The organism is Humiphilus diazotrophicus (assembly GCF_059726315.1).
This window is the reverse complement of record NZ_AP040870.1, coordinates 7,239,586-7,262,693: the sequence shown is the minus strand read 5'-3', so window position 1 is coordinate 7,262,693 and position 23,108 is coordinate 7,239,586. Positions and strand designations below refer to the sequence as shown.

The 23,108-nt window shown below is 53.7% G+C and carries 19 protein-coding genes; 7 read left to right on the top strand and 12 right to left on the bottom strand.

The annotated features are described in order from the left end of the window. The first annotated feature begins 86 nt into the window (after positions 1–86). On the top strand, positions 87–1,382 hold the full coding sequence (locus tag AC6I7T_RS29055) for a glycoside hydrolase family 28 protein (RefSeq protein ID WP_497791334.1): 1,296 nt from the start codon (positions 87–89) through the stop codon (positions 1,380–1,382). A gap of 515 nt (positions 1,383–1,897) precedes the next feature. On the opposite strand, the gene AC6I7T_RS29050 is transcribed toward AC6I7T_RS29055, so the two are convergent. Next, positions 1,898–2,080 carry a hypothetical protein gene (locus AC6I7T_RS29050; RefSeq protein WP_497791333.1) on the bottom strand — a complete coding sequence of 61 codons (183 nt, stop codon included), beginning with the start codon at positions 2,078–2,080 and terminating at the stop codon, positions 1,898–1,900. A gap of 262 nt (positions 2,081–2,342) precedes the next feature. Between AC6I7T_RS29050 and AC6I7T_RS29045 the strand changes: the two genes are divergently transcribed. Both AC6I7T_RS29045 and AC6I7T_RS29040 read left to right on the top strand, forming a co-directional pair. Next, positions 2,343–3,860, top strand: coding sequence for an ATPase domain-containing protein (locus AC6I7T_RS29045; RefSeq protein ID WP_497791331.1), 1,518 nt, complete (start codon positions 2,343–2,345; stop codon positions 3,858–3,860). A 113-nt stretch (positions 3,861–3,973) separates the two neighbouring features. Continuing rightward, positions 3,974–5,080: a sensor histidine kinase gene (locus AC6I7T_RS29040; protein ID WP_497791330.1), complete on the top strand. Its 1,107-nt coding sequence runs from the start codon at positions 3,974–3,976 to the stop codon at positions 5,078–5,080. A gap of 578 nt (positions 5,081–5,658) precedes the next feature. On the opposite strand, the gene AC6I7T_RS29035 is transcribed toward AC6I7T_RS29040, so the two are convergent. Next, positions 5,659–6,243: a hypothetical protein gene (locus tag AC6I7T_RS29035; RefSeq protein WP_497791329.1), complete on the bottom strand. Its 585-nt coding sequence runs from the start codon at positions 6,241–6,243 to the stop codon at positions 5,659–5,661. 69 nt (positions 6,244–6,312) lie between these two features. Then, a complete protein-coding gene (locus tag AC6I7T_RS29030; protein ID WP_497791328.1) occupies positions 6,313–6,882 on the bottom strand; it encodes a TetR/AcrR family transcriptional regulator in 570 nt (189 codons plus the stop codon). A 129-nt stretch (positions 6,883–7,011) separates the two neighbouring features. Here AC6I7T_RS29030 and AC6I7T_RS29025 point away from each other — a divergent pair, with 129 nt between their 5' ends. Together AC6I7T_RS29025 and AC6I7T_RS29020 are read left to right on the top strand one after the other, a co-directional pair. Then, the gene (locus AC6I7T_RS29025; RefSeq protein WP_497791327.1) at positions 7,012–7,809 is read left to right on the top strand and encodes a Crp/Fnr family transcriptional regulator; all 798 of its coding nucleotides are present in this window, start codon (positions 7,012–7,014) and stop codon (positions 7,807–7,809) included. A 367-nt stretch (positions 7,810–8,176) separates the two neighbouring features. Next, positions 8,177–9,073 (top strand): PhzF family phenazine biosynthesis protein, encoded by an 897-nt coding sequence (locus tag AC6I7T_RS29020; protein ID WP_497791326.1) that lies wholly within the window; start codon positions 8,177–8,179, stop codon positions 9,071–9,073. A gap of 206 nt (positions 9,074–9,279) precedes the next feature. On the opposite strand, the gene AC6I7T_RS29015 is transcribed toward AC6I7T_RS29020, so the two are convergent. The 6 genes from AC6I7T_RS29015 to AC6I7T_RS28990 all read right to left on the bottom strand — a co-directional run bounded on the left by AC6I7T_RS29015 (position 9,280) and on the right by AC6I7T_RS28990 (position 17,861). After that, positions 9,280–10,353 (bottom strand): alpha/beta hydrolase, encoded by a 1,074-nt coding sequence (locus AC6I7T_RS29015; protein ID WP_497791325.1) that lies wholly within the window; start codon positions 10,351–10,353, stop codon positions 9,280–9,282. 49 nt (positions 10,354–10,402) lie between these two features. Continuing rightward, the gene (locus tag AC6I7T_RS29010; protein ID WP_497791324.1) at positions 10,403–12,349 is read right to left on the bottom strand and encodes a right-handed parallel beta-helix repeat-containing protein; all 1,947 of its coding nucleotides are present in this window, start codon (positions 12,347–12,349) and stop codon (positions 10,403–10,405) included. Between the two features lie 271 nt (positions 12,350–12,620). Beyond that, entirely contained in the window at positions 12,621–13,640 is a 1,020-nt protein-coding gene (locus tag AC6I7T_RS29005; protein WP_497791323.1) for a hypothetical protein, read from the bottom strand. Between the two features lie 124 nt (positions 13,641–13,764). Further along, the gene (locus tag AC6I7T_RS29000) at positions 13,765–14,475 is read right to left on the bottom strand and encodes a DUF4386 domain-containing protein (protein WP_497791322.1); all 711 of its coding nucleotides are present in this window, start codon (positions 14,473–14,475) and stop codon (positions 13,765–13,767) included. A 561-nt stretch (positions 14,476–15,036) separates the two neighbouring features. After that, the gene (locus AC6I7T_RS28995) at positions 15,037–17,688 is read right to left on the bottom strand and encodes an ABC transporter permease (RefSeq protein ID WP_497791321.1); all 2,652 of its coding nucleotides are present in this window, start codon (positions 17,686–17,688) and stop codon (positions 15,037–15,039) included. Next, positions 17,685–17,861 (bottom strand): hypothetical protein, encoded by a 177-nt coding sequence (locus tag AC6I7T_RS28990; RefSeq protein WP_497791320.1) that lies wholly within the window; start codon positions 17,859–17,861, stop codon positions 17,685–17,687. Before AC6I7T_RS28990 ends, AC6I7T_RS28995 begins: the two co-directional genes overlap by 4 nt. 391 nt (positions 17,862–18,252) lie before the next feature. Here AC6I7T_RS28990 and AC6I7T_RS28985 point away from each other — a divergent pair, with 391 nt between their 5' ends. Next, positions 18,253–18,948 (top strand): hypothetical protein, encoded by a 696-nt coding sequence (locus tag AC6I7T_RS28985; RefSeq protein WP_497791319.1) that lies wholly within the window; start codon positions 18,253–18,255, stop codon positions 18,946–18,948. 174 nt (positions 18,949–19,122) lie between these two features. On the opposite strand, the gene AC6I7T_RS28980 is transcribed toward AC6I7T_RS28985, so the two are convergent. The 3 genes from AC6I7T_RS28980 to AC6I7T_RS28970 form a co-directional block, all read right to left on the bottom strand. Next, on the bottom strand, positions 19,123–19,797 hold the full coding sequence (locus AC6I7T_RS28980; protein ID WP_497791318.1) for an alpha/beta hydrolase: 675 nt from the start codon (positions 19,795–19,797) through the stop codon (positions 19,123–19,125). A 333-nt stretch (positions 19,798–20,130) separates the two neighbouring features. Further along, the gene (locus AC6I7T_RS28975) at positions 20,131–21,165 is read right to left on the bottom strand and encodes an IS110 family RNA-guided transposase (protein ID WP_497791317.1); all 1,035 of its coding nucleotides are present in this window, start codon (positions 21,163–21,165) and stop codon (positions 20,131–20,133) included. Between the two features lie 360 nt (positions 21,166–21,525). Further along, positions 21,526–22,197, bottom strand: coding sequence for a TetR/AcrR family transcriptional regulator (locus AC6I7T_RS28970; protein ID WP_497791316.1), 672 nt, complete (start codon positions 22,195–22,197; stop codon positions 21,526–21,528). 252 nt (positions 22,198–22,449) lie between these two features. On the opposite strand from AC6I7T_RS28970, the gene AC6I7T_RS28965 reads away from it, so the two are divergent. Next, positions 22,450–23,070: a class I SAM-dependent methyltransferase gene (locus tag AC6I7T_RS28965; protein WP_497791315.1), complete on the top strand. Its 621-nt coding sequence runs from the start codon at positions 22,450–22,452 to the stop codon at positions 23,068–23,070. The last annotated feature ends 38 nt before the right edge of the window (positions 23,071–23,108 follow it).

The following is a 23,108-nucleotide window of genomic DNA, read 5'->3' as shown; positions in this document are numbered from 1 at the left end:
ATTAGACAATTAACCTCGCGAAAGTGGATCATCAAGAGGTAGGACCAAAATTCCTCGGCCCTGACCACTGTACTAAGGATTTGCTGATGTCTATCGAACGCTACTCCCGCCGCCGCTTCAACCTCCTCATCGCCTCGGCTCCGCTGTGGCCGCTTGCTGCGAAAGTCTTCGCAGCGTCCACTCGCGAGCTCCTCATTACCAAGTGTGGCGCGGTCGCCGACAACTCTACCGTCAACACCAAGGCAATCCAGGCTGCCATTGATCAGCTTGCAGCCAAGGGTGGGGGCACAGTTGTCGTTCCCAAGGGAGTCTTCGTCTCCGGCGCTCTCTTCTTTAAACCGAAGGTCAACCTGCGTCTCACCGAAGGCGCCGTTCTCAAGTGTTCCACCGATCTTTCCAACTTCCCCGCGCAACGCACCCGCATCGAAGGACACTTCCTGGAAAACTTCACACCAGCCTTCATCAATGCGAAGAACTGCGATGGATTCCAGCTCACCGGCGACGGAGTCCTGGACGGCGCTGGCATGCCCATCTGGGAACTCTTCTGGAAAAATCGTGCGAAGAACAAGGGCTTTGCAAATACCGCTATGCCCCGCGCCCGGCTCGCGCTCATCGAAGGATCGAAGGACGTCAAGATTGAAGGCATTACCTTCAAAGATCCGCAGTTCTGGAACTGCCATCTCTACAACAACGACGGCGTTCTCGTGCACAACGTCCGCTTCCAGGTGCCAGACGACTACAGGCAGGCCCCCAGCTCGGACGGCATCGACATCGACAGCTCCCGCAACGTCACCGTCGATGGCTGCTTCTTCTCCGTTACCGACGACTGCATCGCCTGCAAAGGCTCCAAAGGTCCGCACGCCATGGAGGACAAGGACAGCCCGGCCGTCGAGCACATCCGCGTCCGCAACTGCACCTTCAAGCGCGGCGGTGGCGTCCTAACCTGCGGTAGCGAGGCCACTATCGTCCGCGACGTCATTGCGGAGGACTGCAAGATCATTGGCGGCGTCCGCATCGCAACCATCAAGCTGCGCCCGGACACCCCGCAGCATTACGAGAACATCACCTTCCGCAACATCACCTCGGAAGGCCCATCGAGCGGCATCATCAATATGTTTCCCTGGTCGCAGTATTTCGATCTCCAGGGGATGGAGCCGCCAAAATCCATCGTCAAGAATCTGACCATCAGCGGCATCAAGGGCACGTTCAACTCCTTCGGGACCATCAAACCCAACCCGGGCCAGACCGAAATCAGCGACATTGTCCTAAAGGATTTTGACGTCACCATTCAGAACGAAAAGAACGACAAGCTGAATACCACCGGCGTTACTAACCTCAAGCTCGAAAACGTCATCGTCAACGGGAAGCCCTACTCCGCCTAGCTCCCTCCTCTGCGCGTTGCGCGAGTGACAAACAATCGTGATGCCGAGCTGCCGTGTGCAACTCGGCTCACGTTCAGCGATTGCGTCGGTTACAGAAGGTTGTGGAACCCATCCCAATCTTTTCGTTACGACGTCACACTACCTCTATCTATGAAATGACATCCTATGTAGCATTCGGTAATGGATCGCAACCTGACGTAAGACGTGATCCACGTTGTGCGAAAGGCTGCTGCTATGACTCTTCGTCTCCTCGCTTTACTAAGTCTGCTGGGGCTATAGATATAACGACCGTATGCGAGCTGAAGGCCGAAGCCCCCTCGCAGCCTTGCGTTGTGGTTTTCCAAACTTGCTGTAGTTGGGAGGGAGATACAGCTTCTCCTCGAATGTAACGGTCAAGTGTGGACTGTTCCGTAGTGCTCGCAGACTCCACCACTATGGAATGAACTTTCTTCGCAAATTCTGGACTACGCACTAAAGCGAGGCGCAAATCGGAATCCGGCTTTGCCTGATGTGCTTCACCTAAACGCAATAACATCCACCTGATCGAATGCAGAGATCAGGGCGCGGACAACCTCATCAATCCCGGCAGACTCACCGGGCAGGCGCAGGGATGACGTCGGAGATTGGTCCGAAGGATTTGTCGCAGCCTGCGCAACGACGGGTAGCACAAGCGCGCAAATTAGAACAAGATTCCGCATCCACTGCCTCCAATTCGAAATTTTATTCGGTCTGGAGGGCGTAGACACCCGCATTGGCGGTTCCGGCTCAGGAGCTTCAAAACCATTCAAAACCAAAGTCTGAAGGCAATGAACTGTCCATACGGGGAGGTTTGGCAGAAGCATCTTTATCGGATCGAAATCGATGCCAACCTATTCCTCTGCCCTGCCAGCAAACATGGGAAACAAACGAAATAGGACTGGCCGATTTTGGCGCTGAGTGCATCAGATACTAAGAACAGTTATGCCTGCTATCAAGAAAGACTTGGCTCCGCAAGCGATTTGTCCAACCGGCCTCCACGGGCTTGATGTCATCATCGCGGGTGGGTTGCCGTGCAATTGCCTTTATCTTGTCCAGGGCGACCCTGGCTCGGGAAAAACGACCTTGGCGCTTCAGTTCCTGTTTGAAGGACTACGACGCGGGGAAACAGTTTTATACATCACGCTTTCAGAGGTCAGACAAGAGCTGGAGATGGTCGCCTCCGCCCACAGCTGGTCTCTCGAAGGTATCCCGTTGCTCGAATTTTCAGCCATCGAATCGTTGTTGCAGCCAGAGGCGCAGACTACGGTCTTTCATGCCTCAGAGATGGAGCTTGGCAAGGTTTCGGAGCTGCTGCGGAACGAAATTGGGAAACACCGGCCCAAGCGCGTCGTCTTCGATTCCCTCTCCGAATTTCGCCTTCTCGCGGAGACCCCCCTTCGTTACCGCCGACAGTTGCTGAATCTCAAACAGGAGCTGGCAAGACAAGGCAGTACTGTACTTTTACTCGACGACAAGATGGACAGCACCCGCATCGGCAGCGATCCGCACGTGCTAAGCCTCACCCACGGCGTAATCGAGATGGAGCAAATGTCTCCCGACTACGGCAAATCGAGAAGACGATTGCGGGTGATGAAGATGCGCGGTGTTCGCTTCAGCGAGGGATATCACGACTACATCATCGAAACAGGCGGTATCCGGGTCTTCCCACGCCTCGTAGCAGCCCAGCACCATGTCTCCTTTAAGCGCGAATCTGTCCCTAGCGGCTGTTCCCCTTTCGACGATTTGCTGGGCGGCGGATTGGACCGTGGCACGACAACCTTGATTGTGGGCCCGGCTGGCACCGGCAAGTCCACATTGGCGCTGCAGTACGCAACGAGTATGGCAAAGAGAGGAGAACAGGGCCTCATTTTCACCTTCGATGAAACCCGCCAAACAATGCTCGCGCGCGCCCACGCACTTGGATTGGGGATCGAAGAGCACCTTAGAACCAACCTTGTACAGATCCAGCAGGTAGACCCGGCAGAAATCTCCCCGGGCGAATTTACAGGCCGCATCAAAGAGGGAGTGGAGAAGGGCGCAAAGCTGGTAACAATCGACACATTGAACGGCTACCTGAACGCCATGCCGGGTGAACAATACTTGGCCAACCAACTCCATGAGCTTTCCGCCTACTTGAATCAGCAGGGCATTATAACGATCTTCACTCTCGCCCAGCATGGCCTGGTGGCTGCATTTGAGGCTCCCGTAGACCTTAGCTACCTGGCTGACACGGTTGTTAGTTTGCGCTACTTTGAGGCCGCAGGGGCCATGAAGAAGGCGATCTCTGTAGTCAAAAAGCGTAGTGGTCAGCACGAGGAGACCATTCGAGAATTCGCACTTGAGACGGGAACAGGCATTCATATTGGAGGACCGCTGAAAGACTTCCAGAGCATACTCTCGGGTACACCCGTTTTCCGCGGCAGCGAAGAACAGATCTTGCGGCGCAATGATGTCGAGTAACCAATTCGAGGAACGTATCCTTATTCTCGCGCCGGTCGGCAGGGACGGGCCCGCAATGGCAACGTTGCTGACCGATCGCGGTTTGCGAAAACTCCGCCGACCTGAGTGCTCGCATGAAGAAAGGTGCTGGAGTACTGCTGCTCACAGAGGAAGCGCTTGAACTGGCGCTGCTTCCTGAACTCCTCGAGTCGCTGAAGAGTCAACCGTCCTGGTCAGAGCTGCCGCTTATCCTCCTCTCCCATGGCGGCGAATCACGCCTGGCGCGTCTGCTCGATACTGTTGCCGCCGCAGCTGGAGGAATGACGGTCCTCGAACGGCCCATCGGCACGGCCACGCTGGTACGCGCAGTTGAAGTAGCAGTCCGCAGTCGTCGTCGCCAATATCAGGTGCGCGACCTTCTCGTAGAAAGCGCAAACCAGATCGCAGCTTTGAAGGAAAACGAACTCACCATCCGCACGCAAGAAGAGCGCCTTCGCAGAGTGGAAAAGCTGGCGGCAGCAGGGCAACTCGCTGCCTCGCTTGCTCACGAAATCAATAATCCCTTGGAGGCAATCACAAACGCGCTCTATATCCTGCAGAATTTTTCCGGTCTGCCTTCGCAAACAACCCATTTGCTGAATATCGCAGAGAGCGAGCTTGCTAGGGTCTCCAGAATCGTCAAACAGAGTCTCTCCTACTACCGTGTGGACAGAGGTCCCAAAGAGATTGATCTAGCGCAGATCCTGCAGGAGTCACTTCGCATTTTTGAGGAGAGATTTCAGAAGGCTGAGCTACAGGTCAGCTTCAGAATTCATCCGCAAACCATCATCCTTGGCTTCGGGGATGAGATACGGCAAGCAATCGATAATCTGCTGCTCAATGCGATAGAAGCCACGCCCAGAGGCGGTCGGCTCGTGGTGTCCTTGCACTTGTCCAAAAACTGGAAAGATCAGCGTCAAATGGGAATCGCGCGTCTCACCATTGCAGACACAGGCTCGGGCATATCCAAGGATCAGCTCTCGCGTCTCTTTGAGCCTTTCTTCACAACTAAAGCGGAAAAAGGCAACGGCCTTGGTCTGTGGGTGGTGCAAGGCATCGTGGCCAAGCATGAAGGCAGTATCAGGATACGAAGCTCAACAAACGATGGAAATCGTGGAACTGTCGTATCAATTCTCTGGCCAGTTCCGAATAAAGAATCGGCATCCCCCGAAGCAAACAATCAAACGAGATTTGCGGCCTAGAGCAATTCCAGCATGAGTGTATCAGCTTGTTTTGTGGTCTTGTGTCAAGGCGGCCTTCAGGCCAGTCGCTGAAGTTTGTACATTTTTTGCAGAGGGGGCAAATAAAGAACAGCAAATATATAGAAGCATTTTTGATCGTTGCAGCCATTGGTCAGGCTTTGTGTCAGGGCTGGACTTCAGTCCAGCCGCAAGATTTTCCCGGAAGGGATTTAGACATTCTCGGTAACCTAAGAGAATCGGACAGCTACGGCTTTGGTGTTTAAGCACCGGGCTTGGAGCTCCAATTTATGATTAGTGCTTCGAACTACTTGTCCCATGCTATGTCTTGTCACATAGAAATTCTTTTTGACCACTCCTCTTGATCCATAAAGCAAGTTAACTCCAAGCCATTGCTCTTAACTCCTACTCTTGTTACCGAGAATGTTTGCAACAACATACATAGTGCCGAATCCGGTCTGGGCCTGCGGGAGATAAACCACCATTCGCGGATCGCCCGAATATGTAATCGGCAACTTAGAAGCATGATGAGTCTTACCCTTCCCCGCCCTACTTCCAAATTGCCGATTTCCAGATAGAACTCAAAGTGCCATAGCCCCGCCTCCCTGGGCTGGTGAAATCTGTGACAGCTTTCGACTAAGCAGAATTCCGCCAATCAGGAAGTAGATCGCACCGAAGATGGCATAACCTCCCATGTCCTTGCTGTGTAACTTTCCACTTAGTCCTCCGAGCACAAATGCAACGCCTGCTGCGGCCGATTGCGCGCCGCTCAGAATCATTGCCCATTGCCCGCCAAGTTGCTTGCGGCGAATGAGCCCGGCAACAAGCTGAAGCAGTCCGGCTCCGAGTGCCCATGCACCGAAGATCGCAATGGAATACGCCGGCTTACTAAAGACTGTCAAGGCAATTCCAAGAGCAGTAGCAGCGCCCAGCAGCGCATTGATGGTCTGCGAAGTACGTGCGCTCCCGGTAAGTCGAGAAGCGCTAAGATCGTACAGCGTGCAAGCGACATCCCACAGTGGATACACGATGAGCAAGATGGAGGCGACACGTGGCTGCGTAAGTGCCGTCGAAAGCACGGCGCCAGCCCATATCAGCTGAAACACCGTTCGGACGAAATAAAGGGTCCGCAAGGAGCGGGCCGACTCGGGGAAGTTGGTTTGCATGAGGATTCTCTCTATCTTCTAGTTGGTAGGTTGATTAGGTAAAAGAGAGCCACGTGTGGCCCTCCGCAGTTAGTGCTTTGCTGCTGCGATACGCTTGAGCGCCGCCTCCGTAACAAGCTTAAAGACATCGCTCTCGCCCGTGGCGCGCGCAGAGAGCATAGCTCCGTGCACAACGGCCATCAGCGTTTGAGCCTCCGTTGCAGCTGAATCTCGCAGCTTAATGACACCGGCCTTCACACCAGCTTTCAGGGTTCGTTCAAGCCATTCGCCCAACGCGCTAAAATGCAGGCGCACTTCGACTCGCACTTCCTCTGGCAGTGACGGAAGCTCCGCCCCCATGAGTGCAGCAACACAGAAAGGGACCATGCGTCCTCGGATGCACCCCTCCCAGTACTGAACATAGGCGCGAAGGCGTTTCCAGGGATCTGCTATCTGACTGTCGAGTTGCTCGGTTCCTTCAATTGTCTTCTCGCGATGCGCTCTGAGAACAGCGACGGCCAAGCCTGCCTTTGTCGGGAAGTGATGATGGATGCTAGGTTTCTTGATCCCCACCGCTTCTGAGATGTCGGCATAGCTAAAGGCCGAATATCCTCTCTCGATCATCAGGGCTTCCGCTGTCTTCAGAATGCGTTCTGCCATTTCGCCTTGCATGTTAGATAGACTACCAACTAGTCGGTTTAGGTGCAAAATCTTTTATCGAGATTTCAGCCAAACGTTTCCGAGAAACCACTTCCCCGTTGCAGGTGACTCCGTAGCGGCATGTGAAATATGCTGAAGGCAACCACCATGGAAGAGATGAACGATACCAAGCGAGATGCCTCGGACGGCAAAACGATGGATACGCCTGCTGTCCCTCAGCGGTCCGGAAACAATGAAAGGAACATGTGGAGCGGACTAGCACGCTGTTCCCTGTTCGAGGGCCTTTCTCTGCTGGAAGACCTGAAAAGTCATTGTGTCTCCGCCAAATGGAAGACTTATGCTCCGAAGGAAAGGATCTACTCTCAGGGCAGTCTCTGTTCAGATCTGTTCCTTGTTCTCTGTGGACAAGTAAAGCTTGCCCGAAGCGATGCCGCAGGAAACGAATTCACCATGGGGTTGTTCTCCATTGGCGAGTTGTTAGGACCTGGGCTCGGCGGCGTGGATGCGCTCATGGCACAGGAAACAGCTGTGTCAACGGAGCCAACCATTTTGTGGCAAACACCTGCCAAGGAGTTTCATAGCCTACTCATGGGTCGGCCAGATCTCTGCTTGCGCGTGATAAAGATTCTCGCTAAACGACAGCAGCAGGCGGAGCGCCGCCTACTGTGTCTCGCTTTTAAGCAGACGGAGGCTCGCTTGGCGGAAACGCTGCGCGAATTATCTGGCGGATTTGAACAGCATTGCGAACACGGTTTTGGGCAGCATCTTCGTATTACCCAGCAAGAGCTTGCCGACCTTGTCGGCGCAAGTCGCCCGGTAGTCAGCACCATTCTGAACCGTCTCCGGAAGACGGGAGTGCTCGGATACAGTCGGGAATATCTCTGCGTAAAGAGTTTTGAGTCTATCGAGCGCATGATCGGCGATTAAAGCAAAACAAGCGTAGATGTATACCAAGGCGTAAATCCTTGCGCAGGTTTTCATTAAGGGAACCTGCACATCACCGTATTCGGGTAGGCCACAGTAACGATGGTTTTGCTCTAATATCGGTGCGACTGTTATCTGCATAACAGCATTTCTGTGATTTCCTCCTCATAATCGAGGCTGAGCGGCTGCAATAGCCATTCGACAAATGGCGCTCCAGCCGTTTGCACCTTCCGAAGGAGTCGACTGTGTCCCAAGCCTTGAAGCTAGAGTTAAACAACCTGTATGACATCAGCGCCAAACCCCTGAATGCTCTCTTCGCATGTCCTGAGCAACAACTTGCTTCGGATCGGACCACGATGGGGATGAACCGATGAAGAGTTATTCATTCAAGAAAATCGACGCTTTTGCCACCCCTGAATCCGGAGGAAACCCTGCAGCAATTGTCACCCTCGAGAACTTTGGTGAGATTTCCGAGTCGGAAATGCAGAGAATCGCCTGGGAGCTGAAGGGCTTTGTCTGCGAAACTTGTTTCTTAGCGTGTATCGCCCCGGATGCCTTCAAAGTGCGCTATTTCTCTTCTGAGAAGGAGGTGCAGTTTTGCGGACACGCCACCATAGCCGCCGCCTACGACTGCGTGATAAACAATCCGGCCATCTCGGAGTTACCCCGTTTCTTACTCCATACCAACAAGGGCATCCTACTGGTGGAAAACCGCATTTCGACTGAGGACGCTGTCTACATTCATGCGCCGGTTCCAATCTACACGGAATGCAGAATCCCACTCCCTGAAGTCTGCAAAGCCCTGAACCTCTCCGATAGCTCGGTGGATCCCTCCATCGAAATGGGCATCGTAAACGCCGGCAACCAGACACTGTGCGTGCTGTTGAAGTCTTTGAACGACGTCGTTGGTGCGCGTCCCGATTACAACGCGCTACTCGTCTTCTGCCAACTCCATAAGCTGGACGTAATCGCGATTTACAGTCGCGAGGTGGCCGATTCCACCAATTACTTGCGCACCCGAGTCTTCGCGCCTCCATTCGGGTACTTGGAGGACCCAGCTACGGGCTCTGGAAACGCTGCCATAGGCTATCACCTACTCCGCACAGGACACTGGGCTGGAGAGCCCATTCGCCTGGAACAGAATGCGAGCATCCAGAATCCGAATATTGTGCGCCTCGCCTCTGTGCCCAATGCAGAGTGTGGCCTACGGGTCATCTTTGGTGGTGGAGCAATCCTCCGGATCGACGGAAGGTACTGGATCGGATGATCGACACAACCGGGAAGATCGTCCTTCGATCTTCCACCGGTGTCAAGGCGGCCTCTTCCCGTTGAGGGTCACGAAGCCGCTACCATGCGCCCTAGAGCAAAACCAGCGTAGGTGTATCCCGAACCACAACTCCCCACGCAGGTTTTCCGTCGAGAAAACCTGCACATCGCCGAATTTGGATAAGACATAGTAACGCTGGTTTTGCTCTAGTCGATACCTTTCTTGTAGACCGTCCAGCGGAAGTCGCGGCAGAGAATGCAATCGGAACCAACGAATGTGCGGGCCGCCACTTGGTCCTTGTGCAATTGCCAGTCGAGCCAATCGAGTTCCACTTTCGTCGCCTCTCCGTTGGGTTCGAGGAAGAGGCCGCCATGGCCTGCTCCGGGATGATCGGCAACAAAGACCGGAACCTTCTGAATGTGCTGGAAATCGTCAAGGCCATTCGGCTCGGCCATATCTTGAGGACCGCCCAGGATGTAGAGCACCGGAGTGTGCAATTGGGTCAGGTCTTCTTTCTTCATCTGGCTAAGCAGTTTAACGATGGGTGCCATTTTGTCGTTCGCATCGCTGCCGCCAAACGGTTGGCGAAAGAGTCCACTGTTCTCCATCACCAGGGCTTTGGCTCGCGGGTCCAATGCCGCTTTCATCGCGATCAGACCGCCGCAGCTATGACCGGAAAAAGCCACCCACTCCGGGTTGATTTTTCCGTAGTAAGGACTGCCTTCCCGTTGATTTTCAGCCAGGATCCAATCCAGCGCGGCGAGCATCTTTTCCGGCGTGGCTCTTCTGTCTGCTCCTGGTTGCTGCGTGCCGTTGGAGGATGGTTTCAACGCTTTCGGCCCGCTCTGGATCTCGCCGGGAGCAATCGCTACATAGCCATGGCTGGCGATTTCTATGAGATGAAAGCGCGCACCTGCTCCATCGTAGCCACAAGCACCATTACCCCAGATATACACGCCCAGTTTTCCCTTCACTGCTGACAGATCCTTGGGCGCATACACCACGTCTTCCATACCGTTGGGAGCCATGGCGTAGGTAGCCGAGTAAGATCCACTGCCGCCTGTGTCCGGGTAGTCTCCCAGGTGCGACAACATAGCGCCGCGATCTCCCGCCTTATGCGCAAGCGCGGAAGTAGTATCAGGAGGCGTGAACGAAAGCGCAGTTCCCTTCGGCGCTTGAGACGGCGAAGGAGTCTGGCTCGACAGCAGTGGCGGCAAAAGCAGGCAGCCAAACATCGAGGCCATCAGGATGCGGGTATGCAAGGTAAACATAGGGCTCATGGATTCCGTTCTCTTTCATGCACAATGGTTGCACAGCTGGTGTGGAGGTTTACCGCGGATCAATCTTCCGCAACCCCACCGCCGTAGTCAGATCTGTAAAAGGACCGGGCATTCGTTCACCCGAAACCGTGTGACCCCAAAAATCCGAATCGATTCCCTTGTATGCGGCGCCAGGTTTTACGTCGCCCTTCACGGTCAACGTAAGCGTGAGCGCCTCCGCGTCGAGTTCGGCCGCAATGTCGGCCATGGTTCCGTTCTTGTCCCACGCGTGTTCCTCACGCCAGGATTGCAGGTTGTGCCACTCCGGAGGCTCGGGGAACTTCACGCGCAGAAAGGGTTGAGCGGCGAAAGGACCGCCAGAGGGATTGCTATAGACGTTGCCGTCGGCGTCGTTGCGAGCATTGGTAAACTCAATGGCTGACCGTCCCATCTTCCAGAACACGTTGTCATGCACCATCAGGTTGTGCACGTCATTCGTGTGGCCTGCGATGGGGCGCGGTCCATTGATTCCTGAGATTGTGTCCACGCATACTTCTTCGCAATCCAGAAACAGGTTGTAGGCAACGATTACATTGTTGGTATCGCGAATCAGGATGCCGCCAGTCAAGTGGTAAAAGATGTTGTCGTCGATCTGATTGAGCGCGTCGCTTCCTTCGATGTGCACCGCGTGCGGGTTCACGTTCCCAGGGATATCAGCGAAGAGATTACCGGTGATGCGGACATTCGCGTTGCCGATATCGAGCCAGATGCCGTTCGCGTGCCGGATGTGTCGCACCACATTGTTGCGGAAGAGGAGATTATGCGCGACGTGCATCTTGGTGCCACCCGACTCGGACATCATGGCCGCATCTTGCCAGCCGATCCACTCAAACAGGTTCTTCTCGACCAGCGTAGATTGAGGACCTCCGGTGCCACCGAGTCCCTCGATACCGCAGTAACGGAAAGTGTTGCCGCGAATGATGTCATAACCGACAGGTTGCGGTGGCCGCGACGCGCCCCAGTCCTCATTGCCGATGTCGAGTCCTACGCTGTTGGCCCACTCGAACGTGTCATCCTCAAAGATGAAGTGATTGCCACGATTGGTACTCACCAAGCCCCGCTGCGGCACAGGAAATCCGTTGCCCGCATGCATAAAGGTGATGCCCTTAACTCGGATATACGATTGGTATCGATCCGCCGGAGAGAATACTTGTTCTCGCGTGGTGATCTCAATGGTGTGTTTCGCCGGGTCATCGTCGCCAGCAAGTCGGATGTGCAGCATCATGCCGTTCGGCTCAATCCACACCTTCCCTGCATACGGCTGAAATTCCTTGAAGAGCGGTGCCCAATGGATGTCGCTGAAGAAATTGAGCGAGCGTGGTGAAGGCCCCGCCAACTCGTTCGGCGACTCGACCGGCTCCAGTGGCTTTCCGTCAACGAACACTAATCCGCGTCGCCGGAAATAATTCGCCATATTGTCCTTAGCGTAGTTAATCCAATAGCGGTTGCCGATGACGTTATCTACCGCGAAGGGGTTGTAGCCGTCGGGAAACAGATTTCGATCGAGCTTCAGCGCCCAGGCTTGCACGGGTGTGTGCGTTTGTAAATCAAAGCCAAAGTTCCAGCCTTCACTACGATGCCAGTCCTTTACCACTGCCGAGCCCTTCACGACCACCTTTGCACCGGGAGCCGCTTCGTAGCTGATCATTGCATCGGGGCCGGTCCCGCCGCGAGTCGGACGTACTTCTTCGCGATAAACGCCTTCCCCGATCACCACCCGCTCGCCCGGCTGCAGTACTTGTGCAGCACGATTGATGGTCCGAAATGGCCGCTCCTTCGAACCTGGGCCCTGGTCATCGGCGTTCTTTGCTTGCCCATCCACGTAGTACGTCTTTGTGAAGTGCAAAGGCTTTTCCCATACGGGAAATTGCGTGCCGTCGGGCATGGTTGAGCTATCGCCAAAGGCCATGGCAGAAACCATCATCAGAAATAGAACGAGGATAGACGTGTGTTTCATGGCTCCCCGGTCCCGCTGCGTTTATGAGCGCGCAACACCAAAGCGGAACGCCTTTCCAAAGCGAGGAAATAGTAAATCGCTTTTCTATGCCATGTCGAGGAAAACTAATACACGAGCTAAATATTCAGCTGTTCCATTCTTTGCTGCAGGAGTAGCCAAGGTCTTGCGCTACGCGCTCGTACTCCGGTCGGCTCTCACGAAGGAATTGTGTACTTGTGCACCTTCGTGGCAGTCCACTCTGGGTGCTGGATAGAAAACAACTCGAAGGAGTTCAGGGCGTAGTGGATCTTGCGATCCGTGCGTGGTATTTGTACACCAGCAAAGTGAGAATGCCGAAGACCATAGCCAAAAGGGCCAGACCTGCACCATAGGGATAGCCCTCGGTCAACGCAAACCGGACAAGTATGATCGCCACTACAAAAGCGGCGTTGCGGAATACCATTTCGTAATATCCGGAGGCCACGATGGAAAGGATCAGGATCAGAACATCGGTGAAAACCATCACGGTGAAAAAATCGTTATAGAACGTCGTTGCAGGCTCAACGAACTGGTTACCCGTCCAAAAACAGTTCCAGATCGAGGCAACCACCAGTGCCAGATTGTACGCGGCCATAATGATCAGCAGAATGGTAAGCCCGATAGAAATCGCTCTCTTCTGCGAGACAAATTGCGCAAGTTCTTTAGAGAGGCTGTGAGTCTCTGAAGAGCGCACCTGCCGCAGGGCCACATGTCGAAACACCGCAACCAGAAAAAACATCAGGAACCCCGACCACATATCCAAAAATAAGGGGAGTGCCTCCATGGTCAAACGGTGTTCCATGATCAAGTCGTTAGCTTTCGCAATGTCCCGGAAAACGTCGCGAATAAAGACTAACGAAACAATTTCAAACTGGCCCGCAATAGACTGGGTCGTTGAAGCAGCCAACGCTCCAATCAACGTCAGCACTTCATAAAACAGAATGAAGGTGAAAGGTGTCGAGATGGCACTGAGATAGTTCTGGCCATTGTTGGCAATTAGCAAGGGTGGATGCGCTAGCGACCGCGCCAGAAAGATCAAGACCAGATGAATCGCAAAGCCCGCGATGCTGAAACTCACGGCCAACTTCTTGAGCCTGGTTATATTGCTTTCAGAGAATAACCAATCATAAGCAGTATCGAACCGCGGCCACAGGCTGGCCATGGACCAGCGACGATCATGAGCGGGTTGGTTCGTTGTCTGCACCATCGGAGTTGGGTTAACTATAACCAGCTTACGATCCACGGCTAAGCGCGCCAAGTGAAATGCTGGCAAATCCTTGGCGCATCATTCCGCGCCGACAACGGTCCAGAAGGTGCTGCGCTGCCTAAGTTTATAGATTTTAACCATTTAGATCGACAAAGCACCGGGACTGTGTTGCGACTCCCGGTCTTCACGATCAACGTATGAGATTGGGATCTCGCACACGCCAGCCCCAGCCAAGCAGCCAGACCATGAAGATCAATTCCGCCGCAAAGAAGACGCTCAAGAAGCTTAAGGATGTCCTGGGATATAGATAAACACCGAGATTATCTGCAACCCAGGCCCATCCATCAACAAAGAGCAGCCAGCCGAGCCAGTGTGGCAAATACGTCGAACGGGCGATCAGCCAGCCAGTCACAACAAGATGCAATCCGAAGAGGATCAATCCGAGTCCCCAACCGGCTCGAAAGGTACTAAGCATCTGTTCTGCCTGCAATGGTAGTGCCGTGGCGTTGGTGTACCGGGAATAGTCGGCAATTGCGATGAGTCGATAAAGAGCGCCCAGGTTTGAGATTGCGGCCAGCCAAACTGCCGCGTACGTGAGTTGTAGCAATGACCCGAGCAGAGCCAGAGCTCGACTGACCGGTCTCAGTAGCACATACAAAGACCAGGCCATCACGATGTCTCCGACCGCACTTAAGAAATAGGACAACACTGCTGCGGAGAAAAGAGTTTGGTGTGCGGCCAGGTTGACGACCGTCTGCGCAGGATCAGACGCTATGAGACGGGGCATAGCATAGGTCTCGGCGAAAGTCACTGGATTCAGCAAGTATGCCAGACCAGTTACGAGGGCGGCATGTCGTGGCTCCATTCTGTTGATCGAAGTTGCTAATCCTGCTTCTCGCATCGAGCCTCCTGAAGGGCATTCGGACGAATATCGATGAAGCGAAACACGTGTATTTCTATACGAATTCGGGCGCGTGCGAGTTCCAAATTCTGTGATCCTATCGGAAGAATGGCTAAGCAACCCCCAAATCGCGCTTCGCGCAGGTTATCTAGACAGAACTCCTCACCGCTTAATAAGCGCTGTTGACAAATTACCACTGGGCACCGGATTGGCAACAGCGAGTGCAGGTCTATTGGAGAGAACTTCTTTCTCGAGACCCACATCACCCCTGATGCGTCATGTCAGTTTGTCTTGTCGCATACTCTCAAACTGGAGCACATTCTCTACGGCTGGCCAATGCAGACGTCTTATCGCCGCCTCCTCATCGAGGGCAACACCGCTCATTTTGCTGCAACACGTCCTCTGAGGTTGAGTTTGTATGATCCTGTGACCGCAACCGAAACCTCACTGCTGCCGCTCTCCGACGATGGTTCGATGAGGTGGCTTGACGATGGTCTGAGCAATCTCATCGATGTCAAAGTCACCTTGCGCGACATTCGAGTTATTGCACCGGCGTGTCCCTCATTCGGCACGAAGCGTGACCGCCGGATCGACCTGCACTCCGGCGCGAGCGGGGATAAGGATTGCAGCGAGAGCCACCAGCGACAAAAGTACCGGGACAAAGATGTATGTCAATGGATCGTATACGCTGACCTGAAACAACAGGGCCTTCAATACGCGCGACACTGCCAGTGCTATACCGAGTCCAAGCACCAAGCCAATCGACATCATGCGAAATCCATCCTTTGCGATCAGGCGCAGAATGTTGGCCCGCGTGGCACCGAGAGCCATGCGCAAACCAATCTCCTGCGTCCGTTGCATCGTCATAAAAGCGACCAGACCATAAAGCCCAACGACTGCCAACACCAAGCCTGTCACTGCGAAGAATCCAAGCAGCGTTGTTGCAAACCTCGGGCGGTCCGCCATTCGGAAGATGGCTAGATTCAGAGGTTCTATCGCAACGGGAACTGTGCGATCAATCGAAAGAACCTCCGAGCGAACCCATGGTCCAATCGCAGAGGCAGGCATCGCCGAATGGATGACGACAATCAGTCTATTTCCGCCCCAGTCACCAGGAACGCTCCGGCGAAGAGTGTACATCTCAGGATCACTCTGTTCGGTGAGCCCGTTGTTCTTCACGTTGTCTGCCACGCCGACGATGATAGTTCCCAGACTACTGGAGCGTTTATCTACCACCGCTAACCGCTTTCCAATAGGATCCTCACCCGGGAAGAGGCGCGCAGCAAGTAATCTGCTTAGGATCACTTCGCCCTCACCAGATGTGCGATCCTGTTCCGAGAAATTTCGTCCGCGGAGAATGGGAATATTGAGTGCACGAAAATAGTCGGGCGTCACGGATCGGCCCGTAACGTTTCCTCCCGTCCCGGCAGGCACCGGCGGCTTCCCTTCTACTTGAAGATCGGAGTACCGAAAGCTTTGTGCCCCACCCGCATCCGGTGGAATCGAAGTAGCCATTCCCACCGCAAACGTGCCGGGCAGCCGCCTCAATGAAGATTCAAGACGAAGATAGAAGTCCATCACCTTTTGATCGGTGTTGTAGCGCCACCGGGGAAGCGTCGCCTTCATAGTCAGCACGCCATCGGTTTGCATCCCTAGATTCTGCTGTTCGATCTTCGCGAAACTGCGCAGCAACAGTACCGCGCCTGACAACAGGATGATGCTGACCGCGATCTGCGCCGTAACAAGACTGCGCCGCAGAAAAGCACGACTACGCGACATGGATGTCTTTGCGTTCAGCGCGACCAATCCGGGCTTTTCCAGAGCCGCAGCGAGCCCGAAGACCACTCCGCAGAGACAGGAAAGCAGAGCCGCAAAGACCGCAATACGCAGATCGAGATGGGCCGTGCCGATAAACGGAATTCCCGTAGGAGCAAGATGGACAAACAGCATCACCAGCGCTTGTGCCATAGCAAGTCCGGTCAAGCCTCCCGCAAACGACAGCAATAGGGCTTCCGTCAGTGCCTGACGAATGAGGCGGCCACGACTGGCACCAATGGCCGAGCGCACTGCAAGTTCCCGTCGTCGTCCGGCTCCGCGAGCTATCATCAAGCCGGTCACATTGGCGCACGCAATCAGCAAGACGGCAAGAACAAAGCCGAAGAGCACCCAGGCCACAGGCCGTACTTCCTGCGTTTCTTTGTCACGAAGCGTCCTGATGCTAAGGTGAGTTTCACCCTTTGCAGACGGGGGGAACAACTTAAGATCGGCATTAAACAAAGGTTGCATCTGCGAGTACGCCTGGGCCACGGTGACACCGGGCTTGAGGCGTGCAAATACCCGCTCAGGATATCCGAAGCCGCCATTCACCGTCTGCTGGACCGCTGGGTCGAGAACAAGAGGAGAGATGATATCTGCCTCTTCCAGCGTAGGAAACTGAAAGTCTTTGGGCAGCACGCCCACAATGCGCACCCAATCACCATCCACATTGATGAGGCGGCCCAGGATGCGGGGATCGCCGTTGTAGTGTCTCGTCCACAGCCCATAAGAAATCATCACCACATGGGGTCCGTGGGGACGATCCTCTTCCGGCAGAAAATTGCGGCCTAGCACCGGAGATATTCCAAACAAAGGAAGGAAGTTTGCCTGAAACGATATACAGCCCAGCTGTGTCGGATTATCTTCGACCAGGTCGCAATTGTGGACTCCCGTGTTCTGCGCGGAGAGAGTCGAAAAAGGAGTCTGATCCTTCTGCCATTCCACATAGAAACGGCCCATCATGAATTCCTGCCGCTCTAGCGAGTGCACAAATCCCAGCGAAACTATTCGCGCGGCATCTGCATAGGGCAACGGACGAAACAAGATTGGGTCGACCACGCTAAAAACGGCGGTGGTAGCGCCGATACCGAGTGTGAGCGTGACCAGAACACCAATGGTAAAAAGTGGATTGCGGCGAAACCCGCGCAGCGCGTAACGAACATCCTGTAATACCGTGCCGAGCCACCAGCCGGGACGCTGCCGCTCGCATTGGTCCCGCGTAAGCTCCGTCCCGCCAAACTCAATCAGCGCCTGGCGCCTCGCTTCTACCCGATCCATTCCAGCCGCGATTTTGGATGCGATTGCCTGTTCAAGATGAAATGCAATTTCATCCTCGAGTTCGCTGCGCTTTTTGCGAAAAATCAAAAAGCGGATGCGCGTCAACAATTCAGAAATCACGCAGAGACCTCCGCAACACTGCCAAGTACAGACGCGATTGCCGATGACGAGCGGGTCCAGGCGACTAATAACGTTTCTAATCGTTTCCCGTCAGTATGCACTGGCTCAAGCGCGAGCGCCCGAAGGACGAGCAGTTCCAGCGTTCCATGCAGAAGGTCGGTTGATTGCGGCATCTCTTCCCTCGACATTCGACAATAGGGTTACGCATTTTTCTGTCGACTGTCAAGGGAAGAACGAAAGGCGGCAATTCTCATGCGTCCAAACTTTGACATTATCGCTGCGTCGATCATCGATACAGATCAATGCCGTAATCTTGGCTGGCCCATTCAACTGACCAGGAGTCAGCTTCGAAGGCTCAAAGCTGGTTTAAGGAAAACATCGAAGACATACACAAAATGGAGTTGGCTGCTTTGTTCGCCATGATATATGCTGGCCACGCTCATTCTCTGCTCAGTGCTCATTCCATTTCGGGGAGATAGTGTGACACGGATTCATTGTGGTTTGATCGTTTTCTGCTTTTGCGCTACGTTTTGCCACTCTCAAGCGACAAAGACAGACCTGTCAATGTTCAGTCAAGTGCGCGGGAAATACGATGCCCCGTTTAACAGGAACTTGCAGTCCTTCGAGTGCGCTGTTGATTTCAGCTGGAAGGAGCACTTCAAGGAGACGGCGAGAGTAGGAGATGAAGGGACAGACGAGGAACTCGAAAAGATCTTTCAGCCGATTCGGAACCGCGTCGTGGTGACACGAGAGAATGTTACCGTTTCCGCCGATCTCACCGAGAACGCAATTAACAAGCTTCCTCACGGCGGCATGGCGGAGGGCCTACTGAAGAACGCGGTGCAGAAGGGCCTCTACGTCTGGTTGCCTGCTAGTACGAACACAATCCTTCCAGGCACCGAAACGCCGATCTCTTTCGAGCGCTCTTCGTCCGGATACAAACTTGCCTTCAAGAAGGAGGCCGTGGAGGTCGAGATGGCTCTTACTCCTGATATGCGCCTCGAGCGCACAAGTTTGAAAGCAGATCCGTTCGACCACTATGAGACATCATTCGCGCCTGGCCCGCACGGGTTTCTCTTGTCCTCATTGACCATGAGTGAAGACGGCAAATGGGATCCTGGTCACCGCCTGATCTATACCTATACTTACCAGACCGTAGATGGTGTAGAGTTGCCCAAACATATTGTCGTAATCAGAGAAAGCCACTATGAGGTGTGGCGCTACAGACTAAGCGGCTGTAGGGTGAAGACCGGCAAATAAGTCAGACAAACAAGGTGTGGTGGATTTGGTCGCCGCTGGCAACGTTTGCCTTCTAGTGACACGAGCTCACTCGATCTCTGAAACAGCAACAATACTTTTTAAGCAATCAGCGAATAACGTGTTCCCTGATCGTCAGTACCAGCATCACGCGAGCTTGCATTCTAGAGGTTTAAACTATGGCGCCGAGAGGAATCGTAAAATTTCGTGCATAACTCGATCATTCTGGTCTGACTGGAAAAGAAACTGAGCATGCGCGGAGCCTTCCAGAACGATCAGTTCTTTTGGTTGAGGAGCTTGTTCATATTGAGCACGAATGCCGGGGAGTCGCGGACCCGCATCGTTACTGTCTTCACGTGCAACGATAAATAGGGATCGCGATTTTAGCTTCTCTGCTGAGAGATTCGGGGCTGCACCAAGAAATACGATGCGGTCAATCTCTCCTGGTACAGATTTAATCGAGGCATCGCCAGCAGCTGCGCCGCCAAAGCTACCTCCCACAACTGAGACGGTTCGGGCACCATGTATTTTCAGGTAGCGAACCGCTCCCAGCACATCGTTTTCAAAGGGCGCCTGATAAGGATCGGCTTGGCCGGGACCTGTTGAGCAACCAAATCCGCGAAAGTCGATTGCCAGAACTCGAAATCCCTCCGACATCAGCGCGTTCGCCTGGACCCTCCAGCTTTCCTTGTTGAATCTACCACCGTGAGCGAGTACAACCCCTCTTGTGCCTTGGCCGTATAAATCTGCACAAATATGTCCACCGTCCTGCGTGGCAAAGGTGACATGCTGTTGTGCCGCAGCCATAGTGCTAAAGAAGAGAGCAAGAACAACCAGGCGAAGGATCGACATGCAGGAATTATAGAGTTAGGTTCAGCCCGTCACGTAAAGGACGTTCAGTTTATTTGGAGTAGAAATCAGGCGGGGTGGCCCTCAATAAGGTCAACAGCTTTGTCAAGGGTAAAAATGTCCTGTGCGGTGTTGAAGCACCGATATTTGGCCAAGATCGTCGAGGTAAGTGAAAGCTTCTGGTACATTCTCTTGAATCAGTTTCCGGGGGAAGCTACAGCTTCCCACCACCCATCAATACGGACTTGCACTACTCATCATGATTCTGCTTGCGGACATCCAGCCGATGCTGGATGCGAGAGCGCTCAATCAATTCAACGGACTGACTAAGGAACCTTAGTCGACCAGGGCCACCCGCGAGCTGCTCTCGATGTGGACGATCTCTGGATAGGGAGTATTGGTGCGCATCATCCAGTAGAGTCGTGTTGCTAACTTATGCGCCGCAGCCACCTTGGCCACCCCTTTTGCCTTGTGATGACAGCGATGCTGATATTTTTTCCGCAAGCCGGGATCATAACGAACTACCGACTGTGCGGCTTCGACTAATAACATACGCAGGAAACAATTGCCCTGCTTAGTAATCGCGCCTGTATAGCGCTTTTCGTTAGAACTGTTTTCGGAAGGAATGAGTCCCAGATAGCTGGCTACTTTCCTACCATTTGGGAAGCGGCTCACATCGCCGATGGTGAGAACAAAGGCCATCGCTGTAATGGGACCGACTCCAGGTTGAGTCATTAGAAGCTGTGCTTGCTGATCTTGTTTGGCCGCCAACTCTACCGCCTGATCCAGCTTGTCGATCTGGCCATTAAGGGTGCCTAACAAAGTCTCCAAATCCTTTCGACGAACTGATGCCCATCCGTCTAGGGCTAAGGCATCGAACTTTTTTTGCCCTGCTTCGGTCCACAGTCGGCGACTCATCTGCAGGCCACGATTCATCGCCAAGTGGTGTAATCCGTTTTTGACCCGGGTGCGAATCTCAACCAGCTTGTGTCGATGCATCAGCAACTGGCGCAGGTTCCGCATCTCCTTGTCTGGAGTCCATAAGCGTGGAAATCGATTCTCTAGTAGCAACTTCAATAAGTGAGCTGCATCTCGCTTATCGTTCTTTTGCTTACGAACATAGCTGGCTCGAATCCGTGCTGCGTCTCCGATCCACACCTCATGGCCTACCTCCAACAACAGGTCCACGAACCACTGACTGTTGCCTGTCGTCTCGATTCCGATCCGACTGGGCTTAGGCAGTTCGCGATAGAATCGTTCTGCTTCTCCGTTGTTGTGGGTAAGGTGTCTCTGTACGATCTCTCCTGTTTCGGTGTCTATAAATGCGATTTGTTGTGCGCTGGGGTGGAAATCACATCCTACAATATGCATGGAGGCTTCTCCTGATCCAGCAGTTTTCTACTCACTTCGACGTTAGTAGACACTGTAACTCTTGCGGAAGCCTCCGACCTTATAAAATCAATTCAAGCCTTCATTTGGCTTGAGTGGGTTCTACTTCAGAGCAGAGTTTCACAGCTGTCTCTTCTCTTTTTCTCGCAGTTCATTCCGCTTCAAATTTCAACTCGTCCCTCATAATCGGTCAGGTAATCCAGTGGCTTTGTCCTGATTTATGAAACCGCCTTAGTCCCTAAGGTATAGGCTAGGTTACGCTGACAAACTGCCCCACTCAAGCCTAAAGAAGGCTTGAATGTGCCACCCGCCCAAGTATCCGCGATGCGGATCTCCCCTTTGTTACGGCCTATCTCTGGAGTGTTTCGATCTCTGGCAAATGCCATCGATGATAGCGCGCAATCCCCACACGAAACGGTCTATTCCCCCGGAAAGAAGAGCCTTCCGCAAGGCAAAAACGCGCGGGTAAGCGTCGCCGTCTAGCGAATCCAAAGTCTTCGAAACTTCCTTGAGCAGATCATCGCCCCGTGCTTTCTGTTCCGCTGCAGTCGAGGCAGCAAAATGCAAAATGAGGTCAGCACCCCAGGCTGCATCCCGTTCCGTGCAGCCAGCCTGTTCTAAAAGCCGAAGAATGGCGTCTAGAATTCTGAAGCTGTTGGGACCAGTTGGAATTGTCGTAATAGCAAGACGCGCTACTCCAGCATGGCGAAACAGCACACGCAGGTAGGAAAGAACGATTTGCTCCAGCGCTTTATCCCATGGATCAACATTCCGTGGTATTCGCACACCAGAGAGAGCCCGATCCAGAGCAAGCGAAAGCAATTCGCCTAAATCGCGGATATGCACATAGAGCGATGCCGGGCCGGTATCAAGCGCCGCAGCAACCTTGCGCAGGCTGAGATCCTCCAGGCCCTCTTTCCGGATGAGTTCCAGAGCCGCCAGAATGATCGCCTCGCGTGTCAACAGGGGCTTCCCCGTTCCCCTGCGCCGACTGACGATCTGAGTCGTATTCATGATTCTCATATTAACACTAACGAACAGTGTTCGTTAGTGTGCTACGATGAATTTCAGTCAAGACCTGCTTCCTCCGAAGTGCTATTCAAGACTAGAGAGTATTCCATGGCGATTCAGGCGCAGCTGATCACTGTCGGCAGCGTGCTCGCAGTCTGATTTCTGGAAACCGATGCGATATATCTCGGCGAACCACGCTATCAACAACTATTGCAACAGCGGTAAGTGTAACTACCGCCAGAAGGAGATTTAAATATGACGGCTCTACCCTCTAATTTTCGTGAAGGCTTCACCGAAATCTACACCGGCAATCCGCCGTGGGATATTGGAAAGCCGCAAGCGCCATTCATCGCTGTCGCAGACCAGATCAAGGGACCTGTTCTGGATTGCGGCTGTGGAACAGGCAATACATCCATATTCCTGGCCGCCCGAGGCCTTGAAGTGACCGGTATCGATTTTGTTGCAGAGGCGATACGTAAGGCGCGGAACAAGGCTGCGCAGCGTGGCCTACAAATCGACTTCGAGGTCAAAGACGCTATGACCTTACCCGTATGGGATAAGAGTTTCGCCGGCGTTATTGACAGCGGCTTGTATCACATCTACGAGGTCGAAAACCGTCAGGCTTACATCCGTGGATTAGCTCACGTTCTCCAATCGGGAGGGCGGCTCTTTCTCCTCAGTTTCACCGATGACGAACCGTCGTCCCAAGGCGGTGTTTCGAAAGAGGATCTATACACTGACTTCGCGAAGGATTGGCAGATTGAATCGATCGAGACGGTCCATGGCGAAATCAATCCTGCATTCATGACTGAGCATCCCGGGGCCTTCCCCGAAGACGGTCCAAAAATGTGGTTTGCCATCATCCGCAAACTCTAGCCAAGATAGTAGCAGGCTTGTCTGCCAGCCTTGTAACC